A 23,492-nucleotide genomic window follows, 5' to 3' on the forward strand; every position below is an offset into this window, starting at 1 on the left:
CCCCTGCCGTGATCATCCGTTCGTGTGATGAACATGTGTTCGTCTGGCGGTAATCTTGGTGTGTGGACGGTGAAGCGGTGTGGAGAGCGGATGCGGTGGCCTTGGCCGATCGCGTCAGCTCGCTGCTCGGTGTGGTGCGGTCTGCTGAGGCTGCGATTGGTTCGCTGCTGGTTGAAATCGAGTCTCGTGGTGTGATGGAGCTGTTTGGGTATCGTTCTGTTGCCCGGTTGTTCGAGCATCTTGCCGATGTTCCCAAGGCTTCTGCCGATCGTGTGGTGAAACGAGCTTCCGCTCTAAATGCTGGGCGTGCTGTTGATGGCAGTCCGGTGTCCGCTGTTGCTTCGGCTACTGGGGTTCTTGCTGCTGGTGGATCGTTGAGCAATCCGATGATCGACGCCGTCGTCGAAGTGTTGGCTCAGGTTTCGTCCGAGCATCGTGATGACGTCGAACAGAGCCTGCTTTCCTTTGCTTCCGAGGCTGGGCACAAGCAGGTTGCTGCTTTAGGGGCGCGGATTGTGGCCCACCTCGATCCTGATGGTGCCGAACCCGATGAGGCCGAACCGTCCTTGCCCACCCGGGAGCTTTCGCTGCGGCGTAAGAGATCCGGGGTCTGGGAGCTGAACGGTCGCCTTGACGACGAGACCGGCACCCGGGCCAGTGCCTTGCTCGACTCGCTGGCCGAGCGTCGCTGCAGCGACGAGGGCGCGGACTTCCGCTCTCCGCAGGAACGTTACGGCGACGCCTTCTCCGACGCCGTCGACCTCGCGCTGAACTCCCCGGACCTGCCGACGCAGGCCGGCGAACGAGCCCACGTGATGGTCGCGGTCTCGCTGGCGGACCTGAAGTCCGGGGTCGGCCAGGCCACCCTCGGCGACACCGGCACCATGACCGCGGACGAAGCCCGGGTCCACGCCTGCGACGCCATGCTCATCCCGGCGGTCCTGGGCGAGAAGAGCGAACCCCTGAACCTGGGCCGCCTACGCCGCCTGATCTCCGCCGGGCTGCGCCGAGCGCTGTTCCTACGCGACCGAGGCTGCGCCTTCCCCGGCTGCCACCGCCCGCCGCGGCACTGCCAGGGCCACCACATCCGCCACTGGGCCGACGGCGGCCCCACGGACCTGACCAACCTGGTCCTGCTGTGCGCCCACCACCACCGGCTACTGCACCGTTCAGGCTGGGAAGTCCGCACAGCCGCCGACGGCCTACCCGAGTTCCTGCCACCGGAGTTCCTGGACAAGCACCGAAGACCCAGACGCAACAACATCCACCAACCGCTCCCATTCGCAGCCTGACCAACCAACAGGGAAAGGCCCGAAGCCACCGGCTCCGGGCCCAAACCCATGCCCGGTGTTCGGCCCGAGCCGAAGATCCCTCCTCGCCGGTGGCGAGCGGAACGGTTCGCTCGCCGAGCCCTATCAACGGGCCCCGCCCCGGGACGCGATGCCAGACCGCTGTCGACGCGCAACGCCAGGCTTCCTGAAGGTGCCGCCGTCAGAGCCCCGCAGCGGCCGAGTCGTCAGCGTTCGTGGATGGAGCTTTCTGGACGCCCAGCGTCCCGAATCCTCCATCGACACCCGCGGCCACCTCAGACCCGCGGCGCTGATCTGCTCAGCGATCCGCCTGATCACGCGATCAGGCGTTCCGGGGCGCTTGAAGCACCACAGTGCACCACCTCGTCGACGGGGACGGCCGACCACTGGTGACGTTGACCGGTCCCGGGCAAGCCGCGGACGCATCGATGTTCCCGCACTTGATGCGGCACTTGGCAATCCGTCGAACCGAGCCCGCAGGCGCCCCGACTGTGTCCGCGGAGACAAGGCTTACTCGTCTCGGGCGATCCGCGGACATTTGCGTGCCCGCGGGCATCACTGCGGCGAGGCCTGAGCCAGCTGACCAGGCCGGGCACCGCAAACGCCGCGGTTCCCGCGGCGGGCGCCCACCCGCTACTGCGAACTCGCCATCGTCTACCGCTCCGCGGTCGCTCTCCATGCCGTAGTGGCCTGGACCAAACACATTGCCAGACCCGCGGCACTAGCCATCCCAGACGGTCGCGCCCTGCCTCAGCACCTCGACCTCCGAGGGCGCCGACGTCGGCCACATCTCCACCACGTACCGGAAGTGCTCGCCGAACTCGTGCTCGTTCCACTCCGTCGCCGGCGGGCCTGCCGGGACGTACGACACCCGCGCCCGGTACAGCCCCGGCAGTACCGAAAAGAACCTTTCCTGCGACGGGTAGTCCGCGGGCCCGGAAATCACGAGTTTCCCGCTCGGCACCGGAAGATCTGCTTCCACGACGTGCTCGGCCGCGACCAGCACCGGCGGCGGACCGGGCGTGAGCGTCACCGATGACTCCACCAGGTCCGAGCGGGCCGTCACTATCGCGAGGCCGGCCGGCTCCGCGGCCAGGCGGTTGTCCACCGCCTGCTCGGTCCAGCCGCTGCCGTTCAGCTTCGACCCGGAATCGCGGACCGAGAACTGGCGCTGGTCGGCGTGGACGACTAGGTGCACACCAACCACCCTAGCCAGGACCCGCCCCGAAATGGTATCGACGCCGGGTTTAGCGTTGACACCATGACCTCTGCTTCCGTCGACGTCGACACGGCCCGCGCCGACTACGCGGCCCTCGTCGACCGCGGCCTCTCGCTCGACATCACCCGTGGCAAGCCGGCCCCCGAGCAGCTCGACCTCGCGAACGCGCTGCTCGCTCTCCCCGGTGACGGCTCCTTCAAGGCCGAGGACGGCACCGACGTCCGCAACTACGGCGGCCTCAAGGGCCTGCCGGAGCTCCGGCGCATCTTCGCCGGCGCCCTGCAGGTGCCGGCCGAGCAGCTGCTCGCCGCGGGCAACTCCAGCCTCGAGCTGATGCACGACGCCGTCGTGCACGCCCTGCTCAGCAAGGTCCCCGGCGCCGAGCGCCGCTGGGCCGACGAGCCGCGCGTCGCGTTCCTCGCGCCCGTGCCGGGCTACGACCGCCACTTCGCGCTCACCGAGCGGTTCGGCATCGAGCTCATCCCGGTCCCGATGACCGACGAGGGCCCGGACATGGACGTCGTCGAGCGGCTCGTCGCCGAGGACGCCGGGATCAAGGGCATCTGGTGCGTGCCGAAGTACAGCAACCCGACCGGCGTCACGTTCAGTGACGACGTCGTGCGCCGGCTGGCCACGATGACCACCGCGGCGCCGGACTTCCGGATCTTCTGGGACAACGCCTACGCCGTGCACCACCTGACCGACGACGAGCCGGCCCTCGCCGACATCCTCGCGCTCAGCGCCGAGGCCGGCCACGCCGACCGCCCGTTCGTCTTCGGCTCGACCTCGAAGATCACCTACGCGGGTGGCGGCGTCGGCTTCTTCGGCGCGTCCGAGGCCAACCTCGCCTGGTGGACCGGCCTGATCGGCAAGCGCACCATCGGCTCCGACAAGGTCAACCAGCTCCGCCACGCGCTGTTCCTCAAGGACGAGGACGGCGTCCGCGCGCACATGCGCAAGCACGCCGAGGTCATCGGCCCGAAGTTCGAGGCCGTCGACCGCATCCTCACCGAGGAGCTCGGCGACTCCGGCCTGGTCTCCTGGACCAAGCCGACCGGGGGCTACTTCGTGTCGCTGACCGTGCCCGAGGGCACCGCGAAGGAGGTCGTGCGGCTGGCCAAGGAGGCCGGGGTCGCGCTGACCCCCGCCGGCGCGACGCACCCGCACGGCGACGACCCGGCCGACGCCGTCATCCGCGTCGCGCCGACGTTCCCGAAGCTCGCCGACGTCGAAGAGGCTGTCCGCGCGCTGGCCGTCTGCGTCCGGCTCGCCGCGGCGCAGCGCTCCTGACCAGGGCAAACAAAACCGGCAAGAACTTTTTTCCGTTTTGACCGAGCCGGGGGCCGTCCGGGTACGTATGACCGGTGGGTGAGGTGGACGAACTCGTCACGAGAGGACGTCCCCCGGTGTTCGGAAAACGCTACACACAGCAGCTGATCGAGCGCAGCGCGGAGAACGCGACCGACCGCCGCCGCTTTCTGAAGGCTGCGGGAGCGGCGGGGCTCGGCGTCGCGGGCGCCGGCGCGCTCGGTACCGCGCTGTCCTTGGGCCTCGGCTCGGCCGGCGCGACTTCGCAGTACCCGGAGCAGGGCGACGCCGCGAAGGAGGCGGCCAGCGACGCCGCGGTGCTGAACTTCGCGCTCAACCTGGAGTACCTGGAAGCGAACCTCTACTCGTTCGCGGTCTACGGCTACGGGCTGAACGACAAGTACATCAACGGCGTCGGCAACCTCGGCAAGGTCTCCGGCGGGCACGCGGTGCAGTTCAAGAGCGAGCACACCAAGCAGATCGCGCAGGAGATCGCCGGCGACGAGGTCGCCCACGTCACCTTCCTGCGCAAGGCGCTCGACAAGGCCGCCGTCGCGCAGCCGGAGATCGACTTCCAGAACAGCTTCACCGCGGCCATGCAGGCCGCCGGGATCATCAACCAGTACCAGACGTTCGACCCGTTCGCGAGCGAGAACAACTTCCTGCTCGCCGCCTACCTCTTCGAGGACGTCGGCGTCTCGGCGTACAAGGGCGCGGCCCCGTTGGTGAACAACAAGACGTTCCTCGACGCGGCGGCCGGCATCCTCGCGGTCGAGGCGTACCACGCGGGCATCGTGCGCTCGCAGCTGTTCGAACGCGGCCTCGGCGACGTCACCAACAAGATCTCCGACGCCCGTGACAGCCTCGACGGCAAGGCGGACGACGACGAGGGCGTGCTCAAGGACGGCAAGGCCAACCTCGTCCCCGCCGACGCCAACGGCATCGCGTTCGGCCGCTCCGCCGACCGCGTGCTCAACATCGCCTACCTCAACCCGGACAAGGTCTCCTCGGGCGGCTTCTTCCCGCGCGGCCTCAACGGCGACATCGCCACCAGCGGTGCCAAGGAGTGAGCGCCGCGTGCCGCCGTCACGGTAACGTCGTGCACGGCGGCATGCGGAGTTCACGGCGGAGTTTCTCGGGGGGCGCGGGGTGCGGGTACTGGTCGCGGGTGGCGGGATTTCCGGCACGGTCACGGCGATGGCGCTGAAGCTGGCGGGACACGACCCGGTCGTGTTCGAGGCCCACGCTTCGGGCGGGGAAGACATCGGCGCGTTCCTGACGCTCATGCACAACGGCATGGACGCCCTGCGGGCGATCGGTGCCGACGGCCCGGTGATCGACGCGTCCTTCGCCGCGTTCGGCGTCGAGCTCGTCGTCCCGACCGGGGAAACCGTGGGACGGCGGGAGTTCGACACCGAGGGGCTCGACGGCCCGCGCACGCTGACCCGCGCGACGCTCTACCGCGTCCTGCAGGACGAAGCGGCGCGCCGGGGGATCGCGATCGAGCGCGGCCGGCGGCTGACCGGCGCCAAGACCGTCCCAGGCGGCGTCACGGCGGAGTTCGCCGACGGCGTCACCGAAACGGGTGACGTCCTGGTCGGCGCCGACGGCCTGCGTTCGGTGGTGCGGCGCCTGATCGACCCGGCCGCCGACGAGCCGCGCTACACCGGGCTGACCGTCGTCTACGGCTACACGCGCGCCGAAGGCCTGCCCGCGGCGCCGGGGATCTACCGGATGGTCCGCGGCAGCAAGGCGGCCTTCGGCTTCACGACCGACCCGGACGGCGCGACGTTCTGGTTCGCCCGCATCCCGGACGAGGAGCGGCCCCGCGCCGAGATCGCGGCGGTCACCCCGGCCGGCTGGCGCGCGTTCGCACACGCGGCGTTCGCCGGGGAACCGCTGCCCTGCGCGGACATCATCGCGGCCACGGGCGACGAGGTCTTCGGCGGTCACTCCTACGACGTCCCCGAGACACGGCTGTGGTCGACGCCGGAGATGGTGCTGGCCGGCGACGCGGCCCACGCGGCGTCCCCGGCCGCGGGCCAGGGCGCGTCGATGGCCCTGGAGGACAGCGTCGTGCTGGCGAAGTGCCTGCGTGACCTGCCGGACCCGGTCTCGGCGTTCGCCGCGTACGAAGGACTGCGGCGCGAGCGCGTCGAGAAGCTGGTGGCGGCGAGCGCGGGCCAGGACGTCGGCGAAGAGCGGGATTGGCTGTACTCGCACCACATCGACTGGGACGCGAAGATCACCGGCTGACGCGGTCCGCGACCGTCGCGCTGAGCAACGCCAGCTTGTCCGCCTCGGTGCCGGGCGTGGCGTGGTAGGCGACCAGCATGACCCCGTCGGTCCCGCTGACCAGGAGTTTCTCGCGGTTCAGGGTGATCTCGCCGACCTGCGGGTGGTGGAAGGTGATCGCGGCCGCTCCGCGGGCGCGGACGTCGTGGCGGGCCCACAGGCGGCGGAAGAGCGGGCTGGCCAGGGAGAGCTCGCCGACGAGCTCGACGAACCGGGCGTCGTCGGTGTCGGTGCCGGCCGCCTCGCGCAGGTGCGCGACCAGGACCTCGGCCGCCCTCTCCCAGCCGACGAACAGAGCCTGCTCGCCGGGGTCGAGCAGGACGTCGCGGAGCCGGTTGGCCCCGGGGACCAGGCAGGGTGACAGGGCCGTGGCCAGGGGATTTGCGGCCAGGACGTCCAGGTAGCGGCCCTCGACGAAGGCGGGCACGGGCAGCATCGCCAGGAACGCGGCGGTGCTGGGCGGCACGGTCTCCCGACGCCGCCGCCGGGGCCGGCGAGGCGCGTCCCCGGCGAGGCCGAGCAGGTACGCCGTCGAGTCGTCGTCCAGCCGGAACACCCGGGCCAGGGACCGCAGGACCTGCGCGGACGGGCTGCGGTCGCGGCCGCGTTCCAGCCGCAGGTAGTAGTCGGCGCTGATCCCGGCCAGCATCGCGACCTCCTCGCGTCGCAGCCCGGGCACCCGGCGCAGCCCCACCACGGGCACCCCCGCCTCTTCGGGGGTGACGAGCTCGCGGCGCGCCCGCAGGAACGCGCCCAGCTGGTTCCGGTCGGCCATGGGCCCCACGATAAGCCGAGGTCACCCGATGTGGGGGGTCCTGTCATCCCCCTGGCTGAGCGGAGCACTGGCACGGCTGCTTCACCCGGCGGATCGTCGTGGTCGAGATCAAGATGGCGGCACACACTCCGATGGGAAAGAACACATGAGCACGCAGCGGGTTCTCGTCACCGGCGGCTCGGGCTTCATCGCCGGGCACTGCATCCTCCAGCTCTTGGAGCAGGGGTACCGGGTTCGCACCACGGTGCGGTCGCTCGCGAAGGAGCAGGCCGTCCGCGCGGTGCTGACCGACGCCGGCATGACGCACGGTGACGCGCTGAGCTTCGTGGCCGCCGACCTCACCGACGACCGCGGCTGGGCCGAGGCGGTCGACGGCTGCGACTACGTCCTCCACGTCGCGTCGCCGGTCCAGCCGGGCAAGGTCGCGAACGACGACGACGTCATCGTCCCCGCCCGCAACGGCACCCTCCGCGTGCTGCGCGCCGCCCGGGACGGCGGGGTCCGGCGCGTGGTGCTCACCTCGGCGTTCCACGCGGTCGGCTTCGGGCACCCGCACCTCGATCGCGCCTTCACCGAGGACGACTGGTCCGTGCTCGACGGGCCCGGCGTCGACGCCTACGGCAAGAGCAAGATCCTCGCCGAGCGCGCCGCGTGGGACTTCGTCCGCGACGAGGGCGGCGCCCTGGAGCTGACGACGGTCCTGCCCGTCGCCGTCATGGGTCCGGTCATGGGCCGGGAGGTGTCCGGCGCCAACCACATCGTGCAGCGGCTTCTCGCGGGGAAGATCCCCGGCTACCCGGACATGTACGTCCCGATCGTCGACGTCCGCGACGTGGCGAGCGCGCACATCCTGGCGATGACGGCCGACGGCGCCGTGGGACAGCGGTTCCTGCTCGCCAGCGGTCCTTCGATGGCGATGAAGGAGATCGGCGCGCTGCTCAAGGAGAACTTCGGCGAGAGCGCGAAGAAGGTGCCGACCCGCACCATCCCGAACCTCGTCGTGCGGGCGGGCGCCGTGTTCTCGGCGGAGTTCCGGACCATCGCGGCCGAACTCGGCTTCGTCAAGAAGATTTCCCACGAGAAGGCCCGCTCGGTGCTGGGCTGGACGCCGCGGGAGTCGGCGGAGGCGGTCGTGGCCGCCGGCGAAAGCATGCTCCGCAAGTCGCTGGTTTCGGCCTGACGCAAGGAAAGGGGCGCTAGGCGCCGCAGGAGCCGCGGACCACCAGCCTGGTCGGCAGCAGCACCGGTTCCGGGGCCGCGTCCGTCTCGATCATCTTCAGCAACGCCTCCGCGGCCGCCGTGCCGAAACCCGGCTTGTCCTGGGCCACCGTCGTCAGCGCCGGGTCCACAAGGGACGCGACCTCGATGTCGTCGAAGCCGACCACCGCCAGGTCGTCCGGGACGCGCAGGCCCGTCGCGCGGGCCGCGAGCAGGGCACCCACCGCCATCTCGTCGCTCGCCGCGAAGACCGCCGTCGGGGGTTCCTTGCGGGCCAGCAGCCGGCGCATGCCGACGAAACCGCTTTCGCGGTAGTAGTCCCCGGACACGACGTAGTCGTCGCGCGCCTCGAGGCCCGCCGCGGCGAGGCCCTCCCGATAGCCCCGGGTGCGCTCGGCGGCCGGGGCGTTGTCGCGCGGGCCGGTAAGCGTCGCGATCCGGCGGTGCCCGAGCCCGGCCAGGTGCCGGACGGCGTCCGCCGCGCCGCGGACGTTGTCGGACGTCACGTACGTCGCTTTGGGACCGGAGATCGCGACGTCGAGCGCGACGCACGGCAGGCCGGACCGGGCGAACGCCGTGAACGCCTCCGCGTCCGAACCGCTGTCGATCAGCACCAGCCCGGCCAGGTGGTGCCGGCGCGTCATCCGGACGTAGGCGACCGGGTCGGCCAGGGAGACGCCGGGGGTGCGGCTGCGCGCGTCGTCGCTCGTGGCGAGCATCAGCAGGTGGTACCCGTGCGAGCTGAGTGCGGACTTCAAGCCCAGCAACAGGTCCTGCAGGAACGGGTGGCGCCAGCCGGGCCGCCGGTGGTCGGTGTCCCAGACCAGCCCGATCATCGCCGACTGCTTGCGCGACAACGCGCGCGCCGACTCGTTGGGGGAGAAGTCCAGCTCGCGGGCGACCCGCTCGACGCGTTCGCGGGTCGGCCCGCTGACCGACGCCGGCTGGTTGAAAACCCGGGAAACGGTGGCGACGGAGACGCCGCAGAGCTCGGCGATTTCGCGGGCGGTGACCATGGCGGCTCCTTCGGCTGTAACCGGTTACATAACTAGCACATCGACCCCTGCTTCGAAAAATTCGCGGTGCTGTTATCTCTTCGTTACTTGACGCACGAGCCTGGGAGCGCTCTCATAGAGGCCACATTCTCGCCCGGCCCCGGAGACACGTTCCCGGTGGCCGCGGTGTTTCCGCGCGCTTTCAGCAGAACAACGGAGATCTCATGCGCCCGAACACGAGAACCCGCATGGTCCTGGTGGCCGTGCTGGCCGCCGTCACCGCCCTGAGCGCCTGCAGCGGCGGCGACGGCGGGAGCGGCGGCGGCAAGGTCAAGCTCAGCCTCGGGCTCTTCGGCAACTTCGGTTACACCGACCTGATCAAGGAGTACCAGGCGGCGCACCCGAACATCGAGATCACCGAGCGTACCGCGGCCTACTCCGACCACCACAAGAACCTGGCCGCGCACCTGGCCACCGGGGGCGGCGCCGCGGACATCGAGGCCATCGACACCGGCTACGTCGCCCAGTTCAAGGCGACGCCGGACAAGTTCGTCGACCTCAACACCGTCGGCGGCGACAAGCTCAAGGACCGCTGGCTCGGCTGGAAGTGGTCGGCGTCGCTCGCCAAGGGCGGGCAGCAGATCGGCTACGGCACCGACGTCGGCGGCCTGGCCATCTGCTACCGCCGTGACCTGCTCCAGGCCGCCGGCCTGCCCGCCGACCGCGAGGCCGTCTCCGCGCTCTGGCCCACCTGGCAGGCGTTCTTCGACGCCGGCAAGCGCTTCCAGGCCAAGGCGCCGAACGGCGTCAAGTGGATGGACGGCGGCCCGACCGTGCTCAACGCGATCTTCGGCCAGGCCCCGACCGGTTACTACGACACCAGTGACCAGCTCGTCGTCGACAGCAACCCGGCGCTGCGGACCGGCTGGGACCAGGTCGTCGACGCCGTCAAGGCGAACCTGAGCGCCGGCCTGCTCTACAGCACGCCGACCTGGAACACCGGCTTCACCCAGGGCCAGTTCGCCACCGTGACCTGCCCGGCCTGGATGATGACCAAGATCAAGGACCAGGCGCCGGACACCGCCGGCAAGTGGGACGTCGCCAGCGTGCCCGGTGGCGGCGGCAACTGGGGCGGCTCGTACCTGACCGTGCCCAAGCAGGGCAAGCACACCGCCGAGGCCGCCGACCTCGCCGCCTGGCTGACCGCGCCCGAGCAGCAGGCGAAGGTGTTCACCAGCCAGGGCCTGCTGCCCTCGACGCCGTCGCTCTACACCGACCCGAAGATCACTTCCTACACGAACCCGTTCTTCAACAACGCGCCCGTCGGCAAGCTCTTCACCGACGCGGCGAAGAACCTGAACCCGCAGTACCAGGGCCCGAAGGCCGGCGACGTGCAGACCGAGTTCGGCAACGCGATGCAGCGCGTCGAGCAGGGCAAGCAGGACGGCGCGGCGGCCTGGCAGCAGCTGGTCGGTGACGTCTCGAAGCTCAAGTGACGGCTTCCGTGCCGAAGCTGAGCTTCGCCGACCGGCGGGCGCACTGGGACGTCAAGCTCTCGCCGTTCGGCTTCATCAGCCCGTACTTCCTGATCTTCGGTGTCTTCGGGTTGTTCCCGTTGCTGTACACGGCTTTCGTGTCGCTGCAGAAGCGCAACCTGCTCGACGCCGAGGGCGCGAAGTTCATCGGGCTGGACAACTACCGGGAACTGCTGTTCCACGACCCGTACTTCTGGAACGCGATGGGGAACACGGTCAGCCTGTGGCTGCTGACCACGATCCCGCAGATCCTGTTCGCGCTCGGCATCGCGCACCTGCTCAACCGCAGGCTGCGCGGCCGGACGCTGTTCCGGACCGGCATGATCCTGCCGAACATCACCTCGGTGGCGGCGGTCACGATCATCTTCGCGCAGCTGTTCGGCCGGGACTTCGGGCTGGTGAACTGGGTGCTGAGCTGGTTCGGCGCCGGGCACGTCGACTGGCAGGCGGGCACGGCCAGCTCGCACGCCGCGATCGCGTCGATGGTCGTCTGGCGCTGGACCGGTTACCACGCGCTGATCTTCCTGGCGTCGATGCAGGCGATCCCGTCGAGCCTGTACGAGGCCGCGACGCTCGACGGCGCGAAGGGGCACCAGCAGTTCCTGCGGATCACCGTGCCGCTGCTGCGGCCGCAGATCATCTTCTCCACGGTGATCGCGACGACCGGGAACATGCGGCTGCTCGCCGAGCCGCTGTTGTTCAACCCGGGCACCGCGGCCGCGACCGGCGGGTCCGACCGGCAGTTCCAGACCGCCGCGCTCTACCTCTACGAACAGGGTTTCAGCAAGTACGACTTCGGCTACAGCTCCGCGGTGGCGCTGCTGCTGGCGATCGCCACGATGCTCGTGGCGGGCGTGGCGTACCTGGTGACCCGGCGCATCCAGACCGATTGAGGAGCGGACATGTCCACCGTGCTGACCTCGACCTCGGCACCCGCCGAGGCCCGGCCACCGAGCCGGACGCGGCGGTTCACCCAGCGCGTCACCAGCCCGTGGACCTACGCCGCGCTGGTCGCGATCCTGGCCGGCTCGGCGTTCCCGGTCTACTGGTCGTTCGTCGTCTCGTCGCAGACGCCGGACGCGGTGGGCAGCGTGCCGCCGGTGCTGGTGCCGGGCGGGCACCTGTTCGAGAACATCGCCCGGGTCTTCGACGAGACGAACTTCGGGCTGGCGCTGGCGAACTCGGTGATCGTCTCGGGCACCATCACGCTGTCGGTGGTGCTGTTCTCGACGCTCGCCGGGTTCGCCTTCGCCAAGATGCGCTTCCGCGGCCGCACCCTGCTGCTGCTCCTGGTGGTCGCCACCCAGGCGATCCCGACCGAGCTGGGTGTCGTGCCGCTCTACATCATGATGGCCGACTTCGGCTGGGCCGGGCAGCTGCAGGCGGTCATCGTGCCGGGCCTGGTCACCGCGTTCGGTGTGTTCTTCATGCGCCAGTACTTCGAGCGGGCGCTGCCGCTGGAACTGCTGGAAGCCGGGCGGATGGACGGCTGCGGCTCGCTGCGGCTGTTCTGGCACGTCGCGCTGCCCACGGCCCGCCCGGCCGCGGCGGTGCTCGGCCTGTTCACGTTCATGCAGGCGTGGAACGACTTCTTCTGGCCGCTGGTGGTGCTGGTGCCGGAGAACCCGACCGTCCAAACGGCACTGTCCACACTGGCCAGTGGCTACACCACCGACTACACGCTCGTGCTCACCGCCGCGACCCTCGGCACCATCCCCGTCCTTCTCGTGTTCCTGCTGTTCGGCCGCCAGATCGTCGGCGGCATCATGCAGGGCGCCCTCAAGGGCTGAGCCTCCCGGGAGAGATCCGTGACTTCCAGTTTCCCGCCCGGCTTCCGCTGGGGTGTGGCCACATCGGCGTTCCAGATCGAGGGCGCCACCACCGAAGACGGCCGCGGACCGTCCATTTGGGACACCTTCGCCGCCGTGCCGGGCGCCATCGCCGGTGGTGACACCGGCGAGCCCGCGGCCGAGCACTACGAACGCTGGGAGCAGGACCTCGAGCTGCTCGGCGAGCTCGGCGTCGACTCCTACCGGTTCTCCGTGTCGTGGCCGCGGGTGCAGCCGGAGGGCCGCGGCCGCGTCGAATGGCGCGGCCTGCACTTCTACCGGCGGCTGGTGGAAGGGCTGCGGGACCACGGGATCGAGCCGTTCCTGACGCTCTACCACTGGGACCTGCCCCAAGCCCTGGAGGACGAGGGCGGCTGGCGGGCGCGGGACACGGCCCACCGGTTCGCCGACTACGCCGCCCTGGTCCACGAGGAGCTCGGCGACCTCGTCGACCACTGGACGACGCTGAACGAGCCGTACCCGTGCGCGGTCGCGGGTTACGGCGAGGGCCGGCACGCGCCCGGGGCGAAGGAGGGCCACGGCGCGCTGGCCGCCGCCCACCACCTGCTGCTCGGCCACGGCCTGGCGGTGCAGGCGATGCGGGCGCAGGCCGCGCACACGCACCGGTTCGGCGTCGTGCTCAACCAGTCCCCGGCGGTGCCGGTCACGGACTCGGCGGCCGACGCCGCGGCCGCGGCGCGGCAGGACACGTTGCTGCGCCGGCAGTTCACCGAGCCGTTGTTCGGCGGCCGCTACGCGCCGGGCCTGAAGGCGATGTTCGGGGCGGCATCGGACTTCTCGTTCCGCCACGACGGCGACCTGGCGACGATCGGGCAGCCACTGGACTACCTGGGCGTCAACTACTACTACCGGCAGCACGTCGCCGACGCGCCCCCGCGCGAGCCGGACCCGGCGCGGCGGACCCTCGCCGACATCGGGGTGGACACGACGCGCCTGCCGGACGTCCCGCGCACCGGCATGGGCTGGCCGGTCGAGCCGGAGGGCCTCACCGAAGCCCTGGTCGCGCTGCACAACGGCTACCCGGACCTGCCGCCGGTGTACGTCACCGAGAACGGCTGCGTCTACCCGGACCGCAGCGACTTCGCCGACTACGAGCGCATCAGCTTCCTGAGCGACCACCTGGCGGCGGCCCAGGAGGCCCTCGACGCCGGCGTCGACCTGCGCGGCTACTTCGCCTGGTCGCTGCTGGACAACTTCGAGTGGGCCCACGGCTACAAGCACCGCTTCGGCCTGGTGCACGTCGACTACACGACGCAGCGCCGCACGCCGAGGGCGAGCTACCGCTGGTACCGCGACCACATCGCGGCCCAGCACACCCCGTAATGCCGTGAAGGCCTCCTTACCGGCCATAAGAGCCGGTAAGGAGGCCTTCACGGCATTCGGCTACTTCTTGTACAGGGCCTCGATGTCGGTCGCGTAGTTCTTGGTCACCACGTTGCGCTTCAGCTTCAGGCTCGGCGTGATCTCGCCGCCCTGCTCGGTGAAGTCGTTGGCCAGCACGGTGAACTTCTTGATCGCCTCGGCCTTCGAGACCGTCTTGTTGGCCTCGTCGACCGCCGTCTGGATCTCCGCCAGCAGGTCGGCGTCGGTGGCCAGGTCCGCGACCGACGCGCCGGCGGGTTTGCCGTGCTGGGACTTCCAGGACGGGAAGTACTCCTCGTCCACCGTCACCAGCGCCGCGATGAACGGGCGCTGGTCGCCGACCACCATCGCCTGGCTCACCAGCGGGGCCGCCTTGATGGTGTCCTCGAGGCCGGACGGGGCGACGTTCTTGCCGCCCGCCGTCACGATGATCTCCTTCTTGCGGCCGGTGATCTTGAGGAAGCCGTCGACGTCCAGCTCGCCGATGTCGCCGGTGTGGAACCAGCCGTCGGTGAGCGACTCGGCCGTCGCCTGCGGGTTGTTGTAGTACGCCCGGAAGACGACGTCGCCCTTGAGCATGACCTCGCCGTCGTCGGCGATGCGGACCGACGTGCCGTTGACCGGCTTGCCGACCGTGCCGACGCGGAACGCCGACTGGGTGTTGACGTTGGCCGCCGCCGACGTCTCGGTCAGGCCGTAGCCCTCGAAGACCGGGACGCCGATGCCGCGGAAGAAGTGCGCCAGCCGCGCGCCGAGCGGGGCCCCGCCCGACACGGCGGCGACGCAGCGGCCACCGAGGGCCGCGCGCAGCTTGCCGTAGACGAGCTTGTCGAACACCAGGTGCTTGGCCTTCAGGCCGAGCCCGGCGCCGCCCTTGTCCTGCGCCTCGCTGTAGGCGACCGCGACGGCTTCGGCGGCGTCGAAGATCTTGCCCTTGCCGTCGCCGTGGGCCTTCTGCTTCGCCGAGTTGTAGACCTTCTCGAACACGCGCGGCACGGCGACCACGAACGTCGGCCGGAAGGTGCCCAGGTCGGGGACCAGGTTCTTGACGTCCGGGGTGTGCCCGAGGGTGACCCGGGCGGACAGCGCCGTCACGGCGATCGCGCGGGCCAGCACGTGCGCCAGCGGCAGGAAGACCAGCAGCGAGTTGCCCTGCTCCATCAGCTGCGGGAACGCCTCGATGTCGGCCCGGATCTCGGCCAGCAGGTTCCGGTGGGTCAGCTCGACGCCCTTGGGGCGGCCGGTGGTGCCCGAGGTGTAGACGATCGTGGCGAGCTCGTCGGCGACGACCTCGCGGCGGCGCTCGTGCAGCTCGTCGTCGGACAGCGTCGCGCCGAGCGCGGACAGCTCCTCGACGGCGGGGGAGTCGCCCTCGATCTGCCAGGTGTGGTTCAGCTCGGTGAGCCGGTCGCGGATCTCGTCGACGGCGCCGGCGTGGCCGTTCGTCTCGACGAACACACCCTTCGCGGCCGAGTCGGAGAGGATCCAGAACACCTGTTCGGGGGACGAGGTGTCGTAGATCGGGACCGTCACCGCGCCGGCCGCCCAGATCGCGAAGTCGATCAGCGTCCACTCGTAGCGCGTCTTCGACATGATCGCGACGCGGTCGCCGCGGCCGATCCCGGCCTGGGCCATGCCCTTGGCGACGGCCAGTACCTCGCCGGCGAACTCCTTCGCGGTGACGTCCAGCCAGCTGCCGTCGACCTGGCGACGGAAGCTGACCACGTCGGAGAACCGCTCCGCGTTCGCCCAGACGACATCGGCCATGTTCTCGTCGTCGGCCACCGGCTTGCCGGCGGGAGCGCTGTATTCGCGCACGTGGGACCTCCGTGTTCAACGCGTGCTGCGGCAGATGACACCGCTGTTACCCGCCAGTCAACTTAGCGTGAGGAGCACCTTAAGACCATGCTGATCGCCGTCGCACGGCGAGGGCGTGACATTCTTCGCTCCGTGAACCAGGCGCCACCCGCTCTCGACGTCGTCGACGAGACGTTCCTCGTCGTCCCGCCCGCCACCGTGGCCGCGGTCTTCGCCGATCCGAGGTCCTGGACGCGCTACTGGCCGGACCTGGTGCTCGAGGTCTACACCGACCGGGGGGACAAGGGCCTGCGCTGGACCGTGCGTGGAGCGCTCGTCGGTACCATGGAGGTCTGGCTCGAGCCGGTGCTCGACGGCACCCTGCTGCACTACTTCCTGCGGGCGACCCCCGCCGACGCGGCCGGGACGCCCCGGGCGCTGGCGCCGCGCGACCTGCGCCGGGAGTTCGACCGGCGGGCCCGTGCGGCGAAGGCGATCGCCCTCGGGCTCAAGGAGATCCTGGAGGACGGGCGCGAGCCCGGAGTTCCTCCGCGGGGTGACGAGTAAGGGGATCAGGGGTGCGGGTACACGTCGTCTCGGACGTGCACGGCAACGCGGACGCGCTGAAGCGGGCCGGGGACGGGGCCGACGCGCTGGTCGTGCTCGGTGACCTGCTCGACTTCGTCGACTACCGCGAGCACGAGAAGGGCATCATGGGCGCCCTCTTCGGCGCCGAGAAGGTCGGCGAGTTCGCCCGGCTGCGCCGCGAGGGCACCCGTGACGAAACCGTTGCCTACTCCCGGACGCTCTGGGCGAGCCTCGACGACCCGGGCGCGGCCGTCGACGAGGCCATCCGCGAGCAGTACGCGACGCTGTTCGCGGCGATGACCGCGCCGACCTACGCCACCCCCGGCAACGTCGACACCCCGGCGCTGTGGCCCGAGTTCGCGGGCGAGGGCATCCGGGTGCTGGACGGCGAAGTGGCCGAGATCGGCGGCCTGCGGTTCGGGTTCGTCGGCGGCGCGCTGCTGCCCGACGGCGTCGTCCCGCGCCGCCGCAAGGGCGCCGCCTGGCGCCCCTACCTGCGGGATCGCGCGGACTACGAGGCCGGCGTCGCCGCGCTCACCGAGGTCGACGTGCTCTGCACGCACGCCCCGCCGGCGCTGCCCGAGCTGACCTACGACGTCGTCGCGCGCCGCAGCGAGCTCGGCTCGGCGGCCCTGCTGGACCTCATCCGGGAACAGCGGCCGCGCTGGTCGGTGTTCGGGCACGTGCACCAGCCCCTGGCCGCCCGCGCCCGGGTCGGCCTGACCGAGTGCCGTAACGTGGGTCACTTCAAGGAGACCGGGCAGCCCTACGTGCTGCGCTGGTGACCGGCCGCGGCGGCTACGCTTCGTCCATGGCCGAGCAGTCCACACAGTCCATCGAGGTCGACGCCGAGCCCAGCCGGGTGATGGCCGTGATCGCCGACTTCCCCGCCTACCCGGAATGGGCCAAGGCCGTCCGGCAGACCGAGGTCCTGGACACCGACGCCGGAGGCCGGGCCAAGCAGGTCAAGCTGACCCTCGACGCGGGCCCGATCAAGGACGTCTACACCCTCTCCTACGAGTGGGACGGCGACGGCCTCGGCGTCAGCTGGCACCTGGTCAAGGGCCAGATGCAGAAGGCGCAGAACGGCCGGTACGCGCTCGAGGACCTCGGCGGCCGCACCCGCGTGACGTACACGCTTTCGGTGGAACTGGCGCTGCCGATGATCGGGTTGCTCCGCCGCAAGGCCGAGAAGATGGTCATGGACACCGCGCTCAAGGAGCTCAAGAAGCGGGCCGAGGGGTAACCACGTGCGGATCCTGCTGTTCACCGGCAAGGGGGGTGTCGGGAAGACCACGCTGGCCGCGGCCACCGGCGCCGCGCTGGCCGGCCGCGGCAGGAAGACCCTCGTCGCGTCCACGGACCCGGCGCACTCGCTCGGCGACGCCTTCGGCCACACCCTCGGCGCCGAACCGTCCGAAGTGGACGCACTCCTTTCGGCCGTCCAGATCGACTCGCGGACGCTCGTCGACACGACCTGGCACCAGCTGCGCGCCGAGCTGCAGACGACGTTGTCCGGTGCCGGGTTCGACACCCTCGACGCCGAAGAGCTGACCGTGCTCCCGGGCGTCGACGAGCTGCTCGCGCTGAGCGAGGTCCGGCGGCTGGCCGAGCACGGCCCGTGGGACACCATCGTCGTCGACTGCGGCCCGACGGCCGAGACGCTGCGGCTGCTGGCGCTGCCCGAAGCCGTTTCCGGCTACCTGACCAGGGTGTTCGGCCGCCGCGGCCGGGTCACCGACTCCGTGCGCCGCCTCGGCACGCACCTCGAAGGCCTGCGCGCGCTGCTCACCGAGCCGTCGGTGACCACCGTCCGGCTCGTCCTGACGCCCGAACGGGTCGTCGTCGCCGAAGCGCGGCGCACGCTCAGCTCGCTCGCCCTGCGCGGCATCGCCGTCGACGGCCTGATCGCCAACCGGCTGATGCCCGCGCCCGGGATCTGGCGCGGCGGCGCCGCGTCGTGGCTGCGCACCCGCCGCACCCAGCAGGACACCGTGCTCGCCGAGCTGACCGCGGCCGGGTTCACGCGGGTCGCCCGCGTCGAGCACCGGGCCGTCGAACCGGTCGGGCTGCCCGCGCTGCTGGGGATCGCCGACGAGCTCTACGGCGACCGCGACCCGCTGGCCGGCGACGGCACCCCGGTCACCCCGCTGCTGCGGGTCCGGCCCGCGCCCGGGGGCTACACGCTGCGCGTCGCGATCCCGCTGGGGCGGGACGCCGAAGTGGACCTCGCTCGCGTCGACGACGACCTGGCGATCACCGTGGACGGCTTCCGCAGGCTCATCGCCCTGCCGGAGTCGCTGCGGCCGTGCCGGATCACCGGCGCGGAATCCGACGCCGACGGCCTGCTCGTGAGCCTGGCCGGGAACCGGGGCCGCGGATGAGCGAAGAAGAGGTCGCCGACGGGTTGCGCCTGGCCGAAGAGCTCCGGCTGCTCGTCGAGATGGTCGTCGAGAAGGCCGCGCCGTGGCTCGAAGGCGTGGTCGCGGCCGGGCACGGTGACCCTGACCAGGCGAAACCCGAGGCCTCGGCGTGCGGGTGGTGTCCGCTGTGTGCGATCGTCGCCGTGGTGCGGGGTGAGCGTCCGGAGTTTGCTGCGCGGCTGCTGGAACAGCTGGCCCAGCTCGTGGCGTTGCTCCGAGCGGTGCTCGCGGATCGCTGGGAGCCGGATGAGGGCGTCCACATGCCCGGGTTCCGGCCCGCACCGCGACCACCGGCGGATGCGACGGCGTCGGCGAGGGTGCAGCACATCACCGTCCGCAGACGGGACGAGTGGCGGCCGGATCGGGAGAGCTGAGTGCGGACGATAGGGGTGGACGTCGGCGGGACGAGCATCCGGGCCGGTGTGGTGGACGAGCGTGGCTCGCTGCTCGACACGGCCCGGGTCTCGACGCCGACGGAGGAAGGCGCCCTCGAGGACGCCATCGCGGGCGTGATCGAGGACCTGCGCAACCGGCACGAGGTGTCGGCGGTCGGCCTGGCCGTCGCGGGCTTCGTCGCGCGTGACCGCCGGTCGGTGATGTTCGCGCCGCACCTGGCGTGGCGCGGCGCGCCGGTCGCCGACCGGATCGAGAAGCGCGTCGGCCTGCCGGTGCTGCTGGAGCACGACGTCAACTCGGCGATCGTGGGCGAGCACCGGTTCGGCGCGGCGCGCGGCGCGCAGATCGCCGCGCTGGTGGCGCTCGGCACCGGGATCGGCGCCGGCCTGCTGCTGGACGGCAAGCTGTACCGCGGCGCGTACGGCGTCGCCCCGGAGCTGGGTCACCTGACGGTGGTCCGCGGCGGCCGGGCGTGCCCGTGCGGCAAGTACGGCTGCTGGGAGCGGTACTGCAGCGGAACGGCCCTCGCCGCGACGGCGGTGGAGCTGCTGGCGCGGCACCCGGGCCGCTCCACGGTGCTGGCCCCGCAGGTCGCGGGCGACCCGGGCTCGGTCACGGGGCGGCGGGTCGCGGGCGCGGCCCGCGACGGCGACCCGATCGCCCAGCTGGCCATGGCGGAGCTGGCCAAGTGGCTGGGCGAGGGCCTGGCCCTGGTCGCGGACGTCTTCGACCCGGAGATCATCGTGATCGGCGGCGGAGTGTCGGAGTCGGCCCCGCTGTTCCTGGACGAGGCCCGCGAGCACTACGCGGGTGCGATCACGGGCGCGAGACACCGCCCGCTGGCGCGGATCCGCACGGCCCACCTGGGCGACGACACGGCGATCGTCGGCGCGGCGGCCCTGGCGGTGGAGGCGGCCAAGACCCCGGTCTGATCCCGAGCCGCCGGCGGCTCTGTGTCCGTTCCGTGGACTCCGTCGGCGAGTGTGCCAAGGTGGATGGGGTGAGCCTGCCGTCCGCGAGTGTGTTCGTCCGGTGTTCCTGCGGGCGGCTGCACTGGGGGCGGTACGGGGCCGCCGGGTTGCTGCTCTTCGATCCGGCTCGCGGGGTGCTGCTGCAGCGCCGGGCCTGGTGGGTGCACAACGGCAGTACCTGGGCCTTGCCCGGCGGGGCTATCGAGGCGGGGGAGACCGCCGTCGGGGCCGCGGCGCGGGAAGCCTTCGAAGAGGCGGCGATCCCCGCCGACGCGTTCCGGGCGCTTTCCGCCTCCGTGGTGGACCATGGCGACTGGAGCTACACGACCGTTCTCGCGCTGGCCGGCGACATCGACGCCAAGGTCGCGAACCCCGAAAGTGCGGAGGTGCGCTGGGTGGACCCCGACGACGTCCCGGGTTTCCGGCTGCACCGCGACTTCGCGGCGGCCTGGCCGGCGCTGCGGCCGCGGGTCGGGCAGGAGCTGGTGCTGGTCGTCGACGCGGCCAACGTCGTCGGCTCGCGGCCGGACGGCTGGTGGCGCGACCGCCACGGCGCCACCGAGCGCCTGCGCGACCAGCTCACCCGGCTCGCCGAAACCGGCCTCGAAGACCCCGAAGATCCCGCGCTGACCTGGTGGCCGCGGGTGATCCTGGTGGTCGAGGGCAAGGCCGGCGGGGTGCAGCCGGCGAAGGGCGTCGAGGTCGTGCCGGCCGACACCGACGGCGACACGAAGATCGTCGAGGTCGCCGGGCAGCACCGCGAGGCGAAGGTCCTCGTCGCGACGGCCGACCGCGAGCTGCGTGGCCGGGTCGAAGCGCTCGGCGCGTCCGCGATGGGCCCCGGCACGCTCCGGACCCAGCTGGACCGGCTCAATCCTTGAGGATCCCGTCGCGCATCTCCGCGACCAGCGACGCGACGACGGCCTTGAGGCTGCCCTTGTGCCGCGTCGCGACCGCCCGCTGCCGCTGGTAGCTCGGCCCGTACTCCAGGATCGTCTCGACGTCGCGCAGCTCGGCCTCGCAGCCCAGCCGCCGCGCCACCGGCTGCAGCCGGTCCAGCAGGTCGGCGACGTCGTCGGTGACCAGCCGCTCGCGCCCGGCCGCGTCCAGGATGACGATCGCGTCGGTGCCGTAGCGCGCCGCGCGCCACTTGTTCTCCTGGACGTGCCACGGCGGCAGTGACGGCAGGATCTCGCCGTCGTCGAGGCGCTCGCTGAAGTCGTCGACCAGGCACTGGGTCAGCGCCGCGATCGCGCCGACCTCCTCCAGCGTCGGCAGGCCGTCGCAGACCCGCATCTCGATCGTGCCCAGCTGCGGTGACGGCCGGATGTCCCAGCGGATCTCCGAGAAGCTGTCGATCACGCCGGTGGTGAACATGTCGTCGACGTAGTTCTCGAGCTCGGCCCACTTCCGGAACTGGAACGGCAGCCCGGCGGTCGGCAGCTGCTGGAAGATCAGCGCGCGGTTCGACGCGTACCCGGTGTCCTCGGCGCCCCAGTACGGCGACGACGCCGACAGCGCCTGCAGGTGGGGCGCGTAGTTGAGCAGCGCGTCGAGCACCGGCAGGACCTTCTCGCGGTGGTCGAGCCCGACGTGGATGTGGACGCCGTAGATCAGCATCTGCCGGCCCCACCACTGGGTGCGGTCGATCAGCTTGGCGTAGCGCGCCTTGTCGGTGACCTTCTGCTGGTACCAGTTGGAGAACGGGTGCGTGCCGGCCGAGAACATCTCGACGCCGAGCGGGTCGGCGACGCCGTGCACGACGTCGAGCGACTCGTTGAGGTCCGCCTTGATCTCGCCGATCGTCTCGCAGACGCCGGTGATGATCTCGATGGTGTTGAGCAGCAGCTCCTGCTTGATCTTCGGGTGCTCGGCTTCGCCGTCCGGGCGCACGGCGTCGAGGATCCGCTCGGCGGTCGAGGACAGGTCGCCGCTGCGCCGGTCCACCAGGCCCAGCTCCCACTCCACGCCGACGGTGGAGCGCCGCGAAGGCGTGAATTCGATGGTCATCGACGTCCGGTCAGACCTGCGCGCCGGTGCTCGGGTCGGCGCCCGGCGGCGGCCCCTGCCGGACGCGGAGCAGCAGCAACGCGATCGACGTCGCCAGCGCGAGGATGCCCAGCGGGGTCGCCACCGTCGGGCCCACGCCGATCACGCCGGGCAGGATCAGCAGGAACAGCCCGGCCAGGAACAGCAGCAGGATGAGGAACGCGCCCATCTTCGGCCGCGGCAACGGCGGCGGGTCCGGCGGGACGAAGTGCTCGTCGTCCGCCGCCGGGTCGTCGGAGAACATCGTGCTGTCCCACGTGGTGCCGCCCGACCGCCAGCCGGTGTCCGGCGGGTCGGCCGCGGCGGGCGGCTTCGGCTCGGCCGGCCGGTCCGGGGCCTTGCGAGGCTCGCTCTCCTCGGCCACCCCGCGGCCCGCGGCACTGCCGGCGGCACCACCGGCGCTGTCGGCGTTGTCCGCGGTGTCGGCGGTGTCCAGCTCGGGCAGCCCGAACCCGCCGGCCCGCAGGTCGGCGACGATCTCGGCGAACGTCGCGTCGACGTCCTCCGGCCCGTCCTTCCCTCGGCTCATGCGGTCTCCTCCGCTTGCCCGGCGTGCGCCTTCGCGAACTCGACGCTGCGGGTGAAGATCAGTTCCGCGTCGTTGTCCTGGGTCGCCACGTGATAGCTGTTCTCCAGCACGACTTCGGTGACGTCGGCGCTCGAGATCCCGGCCAGCACCAGCCGCGAGTTCTCCGGCTCGACGACGTGGTCGACCGCCGAGTGCAGCAGCAGCACCGGCTGCGTCACCTTCGGCAGGTCGGCGCGCACGAGCGCCCACAGCTTCGCCAGGCTCGCCGCGGCCCGCACCGGAGTCCGCGGGTAGGCCAGCTCGGTCTCGCCCGGCTTCTTGATGTCGTTCGCGATCGCCGGCACCGAAGGCACGATCTTGCCCAGCACGGGCAGCAGCTTCGTGTCCCACTTCAGCCGCGTCACCGACGGGTTGACCAGGACGATCCCGGCGATCCGGTCGCCGAACTCCTCGGCCAGGCGCAGCGTGAGCGTCCCACCCATCGAGAGCCCGCCGACGAAGACCGTCCTACACGTCGACAGCAGCTCGAGGAGCGCTTCGCGGATCGCGCCGTACCAGTCCTGCCACGTCGTGCGGTTGAGGTCGGGCCAGCGGGTGCCGTGGCCCGGCAGCAGCGGGCAGCGCACGGTGAACCCGGCCTCGGCGAGGTGGTCCCCCCAGGCCCGCATGCTCGCGGGGGTACCGGTGAACCCGTGGCAGAGCAGGAACCCGGTCTCGGCCGAACCGGTGTGGCCGAACGGTTCCGCGCCGGCGAGCACGCCCATGCGATCGCCTTCCGTGTGAGCGGTGTAGACCGTCCATGCTCTCACGGGTCGAGGGCGTTGTGGGGGTCCGCCCGGACCCGTAATTCTCTGTGAGATCGATCGCTGCCC

At 71.2% G+C, this 23,492-nt stretch carries 23 protein-coding genes; 16 read left to right on the forward strand and 7 right to left on the reverse strand.

Annotation, left to right across the window (positions count from 1 at the left end; all coding sequences use genetic code 11):
• Positions 1-62 precede the first annotated feature (62 nt).
• Positions 63-1,292, forward strand: coding sequence for an HNH endonuclease signature motif containing protein (locus OG439_RS01460; RefSeq protein WP_326947540.1), 1,230 nt, complete (start codon positions 63-65; stop codon positions 1,290-1,292).
• Between the two features lie 739 nt (positions 1,293-2,031).
• Here OG439_RS01460 and OG439_RS01465 read toward each other — a convergent pair.
• Entirely contained in the window at positions 2,032-2,508 is a 477-nt protein-coding gene (locus tag OG439_RS01465) for a hypothetical protein (protein ID WP_326947541.1), read from the reverse strand.
• Positions 2,509-2,571: 63 nt separating this feature from the next.
• On the opposite strand from OG439_RS01465, the gene OG439_RS01470 reads away from it, so the two are divergent.
• From OG439_RS01470 to OG439_RS01480, 3 genes are all read left to right on the forward strand, one after another.
• Positions 2,572-3,819, forward strand: a complete 1,248-nt coding sequence (locus OG439_RS01470) for an aminotransferase class I/II-fold pyridoxal phosphate-dependent enzyme (protein ID WP_326947542.1) — start codon at positions 2,572-2,574, stop codon at positions 3,817-3,819.
• A gap of 116 nt (positions 3,820-3,935) precedes the next feature.
• Positions 3,936-4,907 carry a ferritin-like domain-containing protein gene (locus OG439_RS01475; protein WP_247063207.1) on the forward strand — a complete coding sequence of 324 codons (972 nt, stop codon included), beginning with the start codon at positions 3,936-3,938 and terminating at the stop codon, positions 4,905-4,907.
• Between the two features lie 79 nt (positions 4,908-4,986).
• Complete coding sequence (locus OG439_RS01480; protein WP_326947543.1) at positions 4,987-6,093, forward strand: FAD-dependent oxidoreductase; 1,107 nt, start codon at positions 4,987-4,989, stop codon at positions 6,091-6,093.
• On the opposite strand, the gene OG439_RS01485 is transcribed toward OG439_RS01480, so the two are convergent.
• Complete coding sequence (locus tag OG439_RS01485) at positions 6,083-6,907, reverse strand: helix-turn-helix domain-containing protein (RefSeq protein ID WP_326947544.1); 825 nt, start codon at positions 6,905-6,907, stop codon at positions 6,083-6,085. The genes OG439_RS01480 and OG439_RS01485 overlap by 11 nt on opposite strands.
• Positions 6,908-7,052: 145 nt before the next feature.
• Here OG439_RS01485 and OG439_RS01490 point away from each other — a divergent pair, with 145 nt between their 5' ends.
• Positions 7,053-8,087 carry an SDR family oxidoreductase gene (locus OG439_RS01490; RefSeq protein WP_326947545.1) on the forward strand — a complete coding sequence of 345 codons (1,035 nt, stop codon included), beginning with the start codon at positions 7,053-7,055 and terminating at the stop codon, positions 8,085-8,087.
• A 16-nt stretch (positions 8,088-8,103) separates the two neighbouring features.
• Here OG439_RS01490 and OG439_RS01495 read toward each other — a convergent pair whose 3' ends face one another.
• The gene (locus tag OG439_RS01495; RefSeq protein ID WP_326947546.1) at positions 8,104-9,141 is read right to left on the reverse strand and encodes a LacI family DNA-binding transcriptional regulator; all 1,038 of its coding nucleotides are present in this window, start codon (positions 9,139-9,141) and stop codon (positions 8,104-8,106) included.
• A gap of 203 nt (positions 9,142-9,344) precedes the next feature.
• Between OG439_RS01495 and OG439_RS01500 the strand changes: the two genes are divergently transcribed.
• The 4 genes from OG439_RS01500 to OG439_RS01515 are packed head-to-tail and all read left to right on the forward strand — an operon-like array spanning position 9,345 to position 13,828.
• Positions 9,345-10,616 carry an ABC transporter substrate-binding protein gene (locus tag OG439_RS01500; RefSeq protein ID WP_326947547.1) on the forward strand — a complete coding sequence of 424 codons (1,272 nt, stop codon included), beginning with the start codon at positions 9,345-9,347 and terminating at the stop codon, positions 10,614-10,616.
• On the forward strand, positions 10,613-11,548 hold the full coding sequence (locus tag OG439_RS01505; RefSeq protein ID WP_326947548.1) for a carbohydrate ABC transporter permease: 936 nt from the start codon (positions 10,613-10,615) through the stop codon (positions 11,546-11,548). The genes OG439_RS01500 and OG439_RS01505 overlap by 4 nt, the downstream gene beginning before the upstream one ends.
• 9 nt (positions 11,549-11,557) lie before the next feature.
• Positions 11,558-12,445 (forward strand): carbohydrate ABC transporter permease, encoded by an 888-nt coding sequence (locus OG439_RS01510; protein WP_326947549.1) that lies wholly within the window; start codon positions 11,558-11,560, stop codon positions 12,443-12,445.
• 18 nt (positions 12,446-12,463) lie between these two features.
• The gene (locus OG439_RS01515; protein ID WP_326947550.1) at positions 12,464-13,828 is read left to right on the forward strand and encodes a GH1 family beta-glucosidase; all 1,365 of its coding nucleotides are present in this window, start codon (positions 12,464-12,466) and stop codon (positions 13,826-13,828) included.
• A gap of 60 nt (positions 13,829-13,888) precedes the next feature.
• On the opposite strand, the gene OG439_RS01520 is transcribed toward OG439_RS01515, so the two are convergent.
• Positions 13,889-15,685 (reverse strand): AMP-dependent synthetase/ligase, encoded by a 1,797-nt coding sequence (locus OG439_RS01520; protein WP_326947551.1) that lies wholly within the window; start codon positions 15,683-15,685, stop codon positions 13,889-13,891.
• Between the two features lie 132 nt (positions 15,686-15,817).
• On the opposite strand from OG439_RS01520, the gene OG439_RS01525 reads away from it, so the two are divergent.
• The 7 genes from OG439_RS01525 to OG439_RS01555 all read left to right on the forward strand — a co-directional run bounded on the left by OG439_RS01525 (position 15,818) and on the right by OG439_RS01555 (position 20,923).
• Entirely contained in the window at positions 15,818-16,231 is a 414-nt protein-coding gene (locus OG439_RS01525; protein WP_371827641.1) for a polyketide cyclase / dehydrase and lipid transport, read from the forward strand.
• An 11-nt stretch (positions 16,232-16,242) separates the two neighbouring features.
• A complete protein-coding gene (locus OG439_RS01530) occupies positions 16,243-17,037 on the forward strand; it encodes a metallophosphoesterase family protein (protein ID WP_326947552.1) in 795 nt (264 codons plus the stop codon).
• A gap of 26 nt (positions 17,038-17,063) precedes the next feature.
• Complete coding sequence (locus tag OG439_RS01535) at positions 17,064-17,498, forward strand: SRPBCC family protein (protein WP_326947553.1); 435 nt, start codon at positions 17,064-17,066, stop codon at positions 17,496-17,498.
• Between the two features lie 4 nt (positions 17,499-17,502).
• Positions 17,503-18,636: an ArsA family ATPase gene (locus OG439_RS01540; RefSeq protein WP_326947554.1), complete on the forward strand. Its 1,134-nt coding sequence runs from the start codon at positions 17,503-17,505 to the stop codon at positions 18,634-18,636.
• Positions 18,633-19,049, forward strand: coding sequence for a hypothetical protein (locus OG439_RS01545; protein ID WP_326947555.1), 417 nt, complete (start codon positions 18,633-18,635; stop codon positions 19,047-19,049). The genes OG439_RS01540 and OG439_RS01545 overlap by 4 nt, the downstream gene beginning before the upstream one ends.
• A 15-nt stretch (positions 19,050-19,064) precedes the next feature.
• Positions 19,065-20,003: an ROK family protein gene (locus OG439_RS01550; protein ID WP_326951464.1), complete on the forward strand. Its 939-nt coding sequence runs from the start codon at positions 19,065-19,067 to the stop codon at positions 20,001-20,003.
• Between the two features lie 68 nt (positions 20,004-20,071).
• On the forward strand, positions 20,072-20,923 hold the full coding sequence (locus tag OG439_RS01555) for an NUDIX hydrolase (RefSeq protein ID WP_326947556.1): 852 nt from the start codon (positions 20,072-20,074) through the stop codon (positions 20,921-20,923).
• Here OG439_RS01555 and OG439_RS01560 read toward each other — a convergent pair.
• From OG439_RS01560 to OG439_RS01570, 3 genes are read right to left on the reverse strand one after another with little or no spacing between them, the layout of a single operon-like run.
• Positions 20,913-22,052, reverse strand: a complete 1,140-nt coding sequence (locus OG439_RS01560; RefSeq protein WP_326947557.1) for a glutamate--cysteine ligase — start codon at positions 22,050-22,052, stop codon at positions 20,913-20,915. The genes OG439_RS01555 and OG439_RS01560 overlap by 11 nt on opposite strands.
• Positions 22,053-22,062: 10 nt before the next feature.
• Entirely contained in the window at positions 22,063-22,620 is a 558-nt protein-coding gene (locus OG439_RS01565; RefSeq protein WP_326947558.1) for a hypothetical protein, read from the reverse strand.
• Positions 22,617-23,384, reverse strand: a complete 768-nt coding sequence (locus OG439_RS01570) for an alpha/beta hydrolase (RefSeq protein ID WP_247063230.1) — start codon at positions 23,382-23,384, stop codon at positions 22,617-22,619. Before OG439_RS01570 ends, OG439_RS01565 begins: the two co-directional genes overlap by 4 nt.
• Positions 23,385-23,492: the final 108 nt, after the last annotated feature.

It is taken from the genome of Amycolatopsis sp. NBC_01307 (assembly GCF_035975215.1).
Lineage (GTDB): Bacteria > Actinomycetota > Actinomycetes > Mycobacteriales > Pseudonocardiaceae > Amycolatopsis.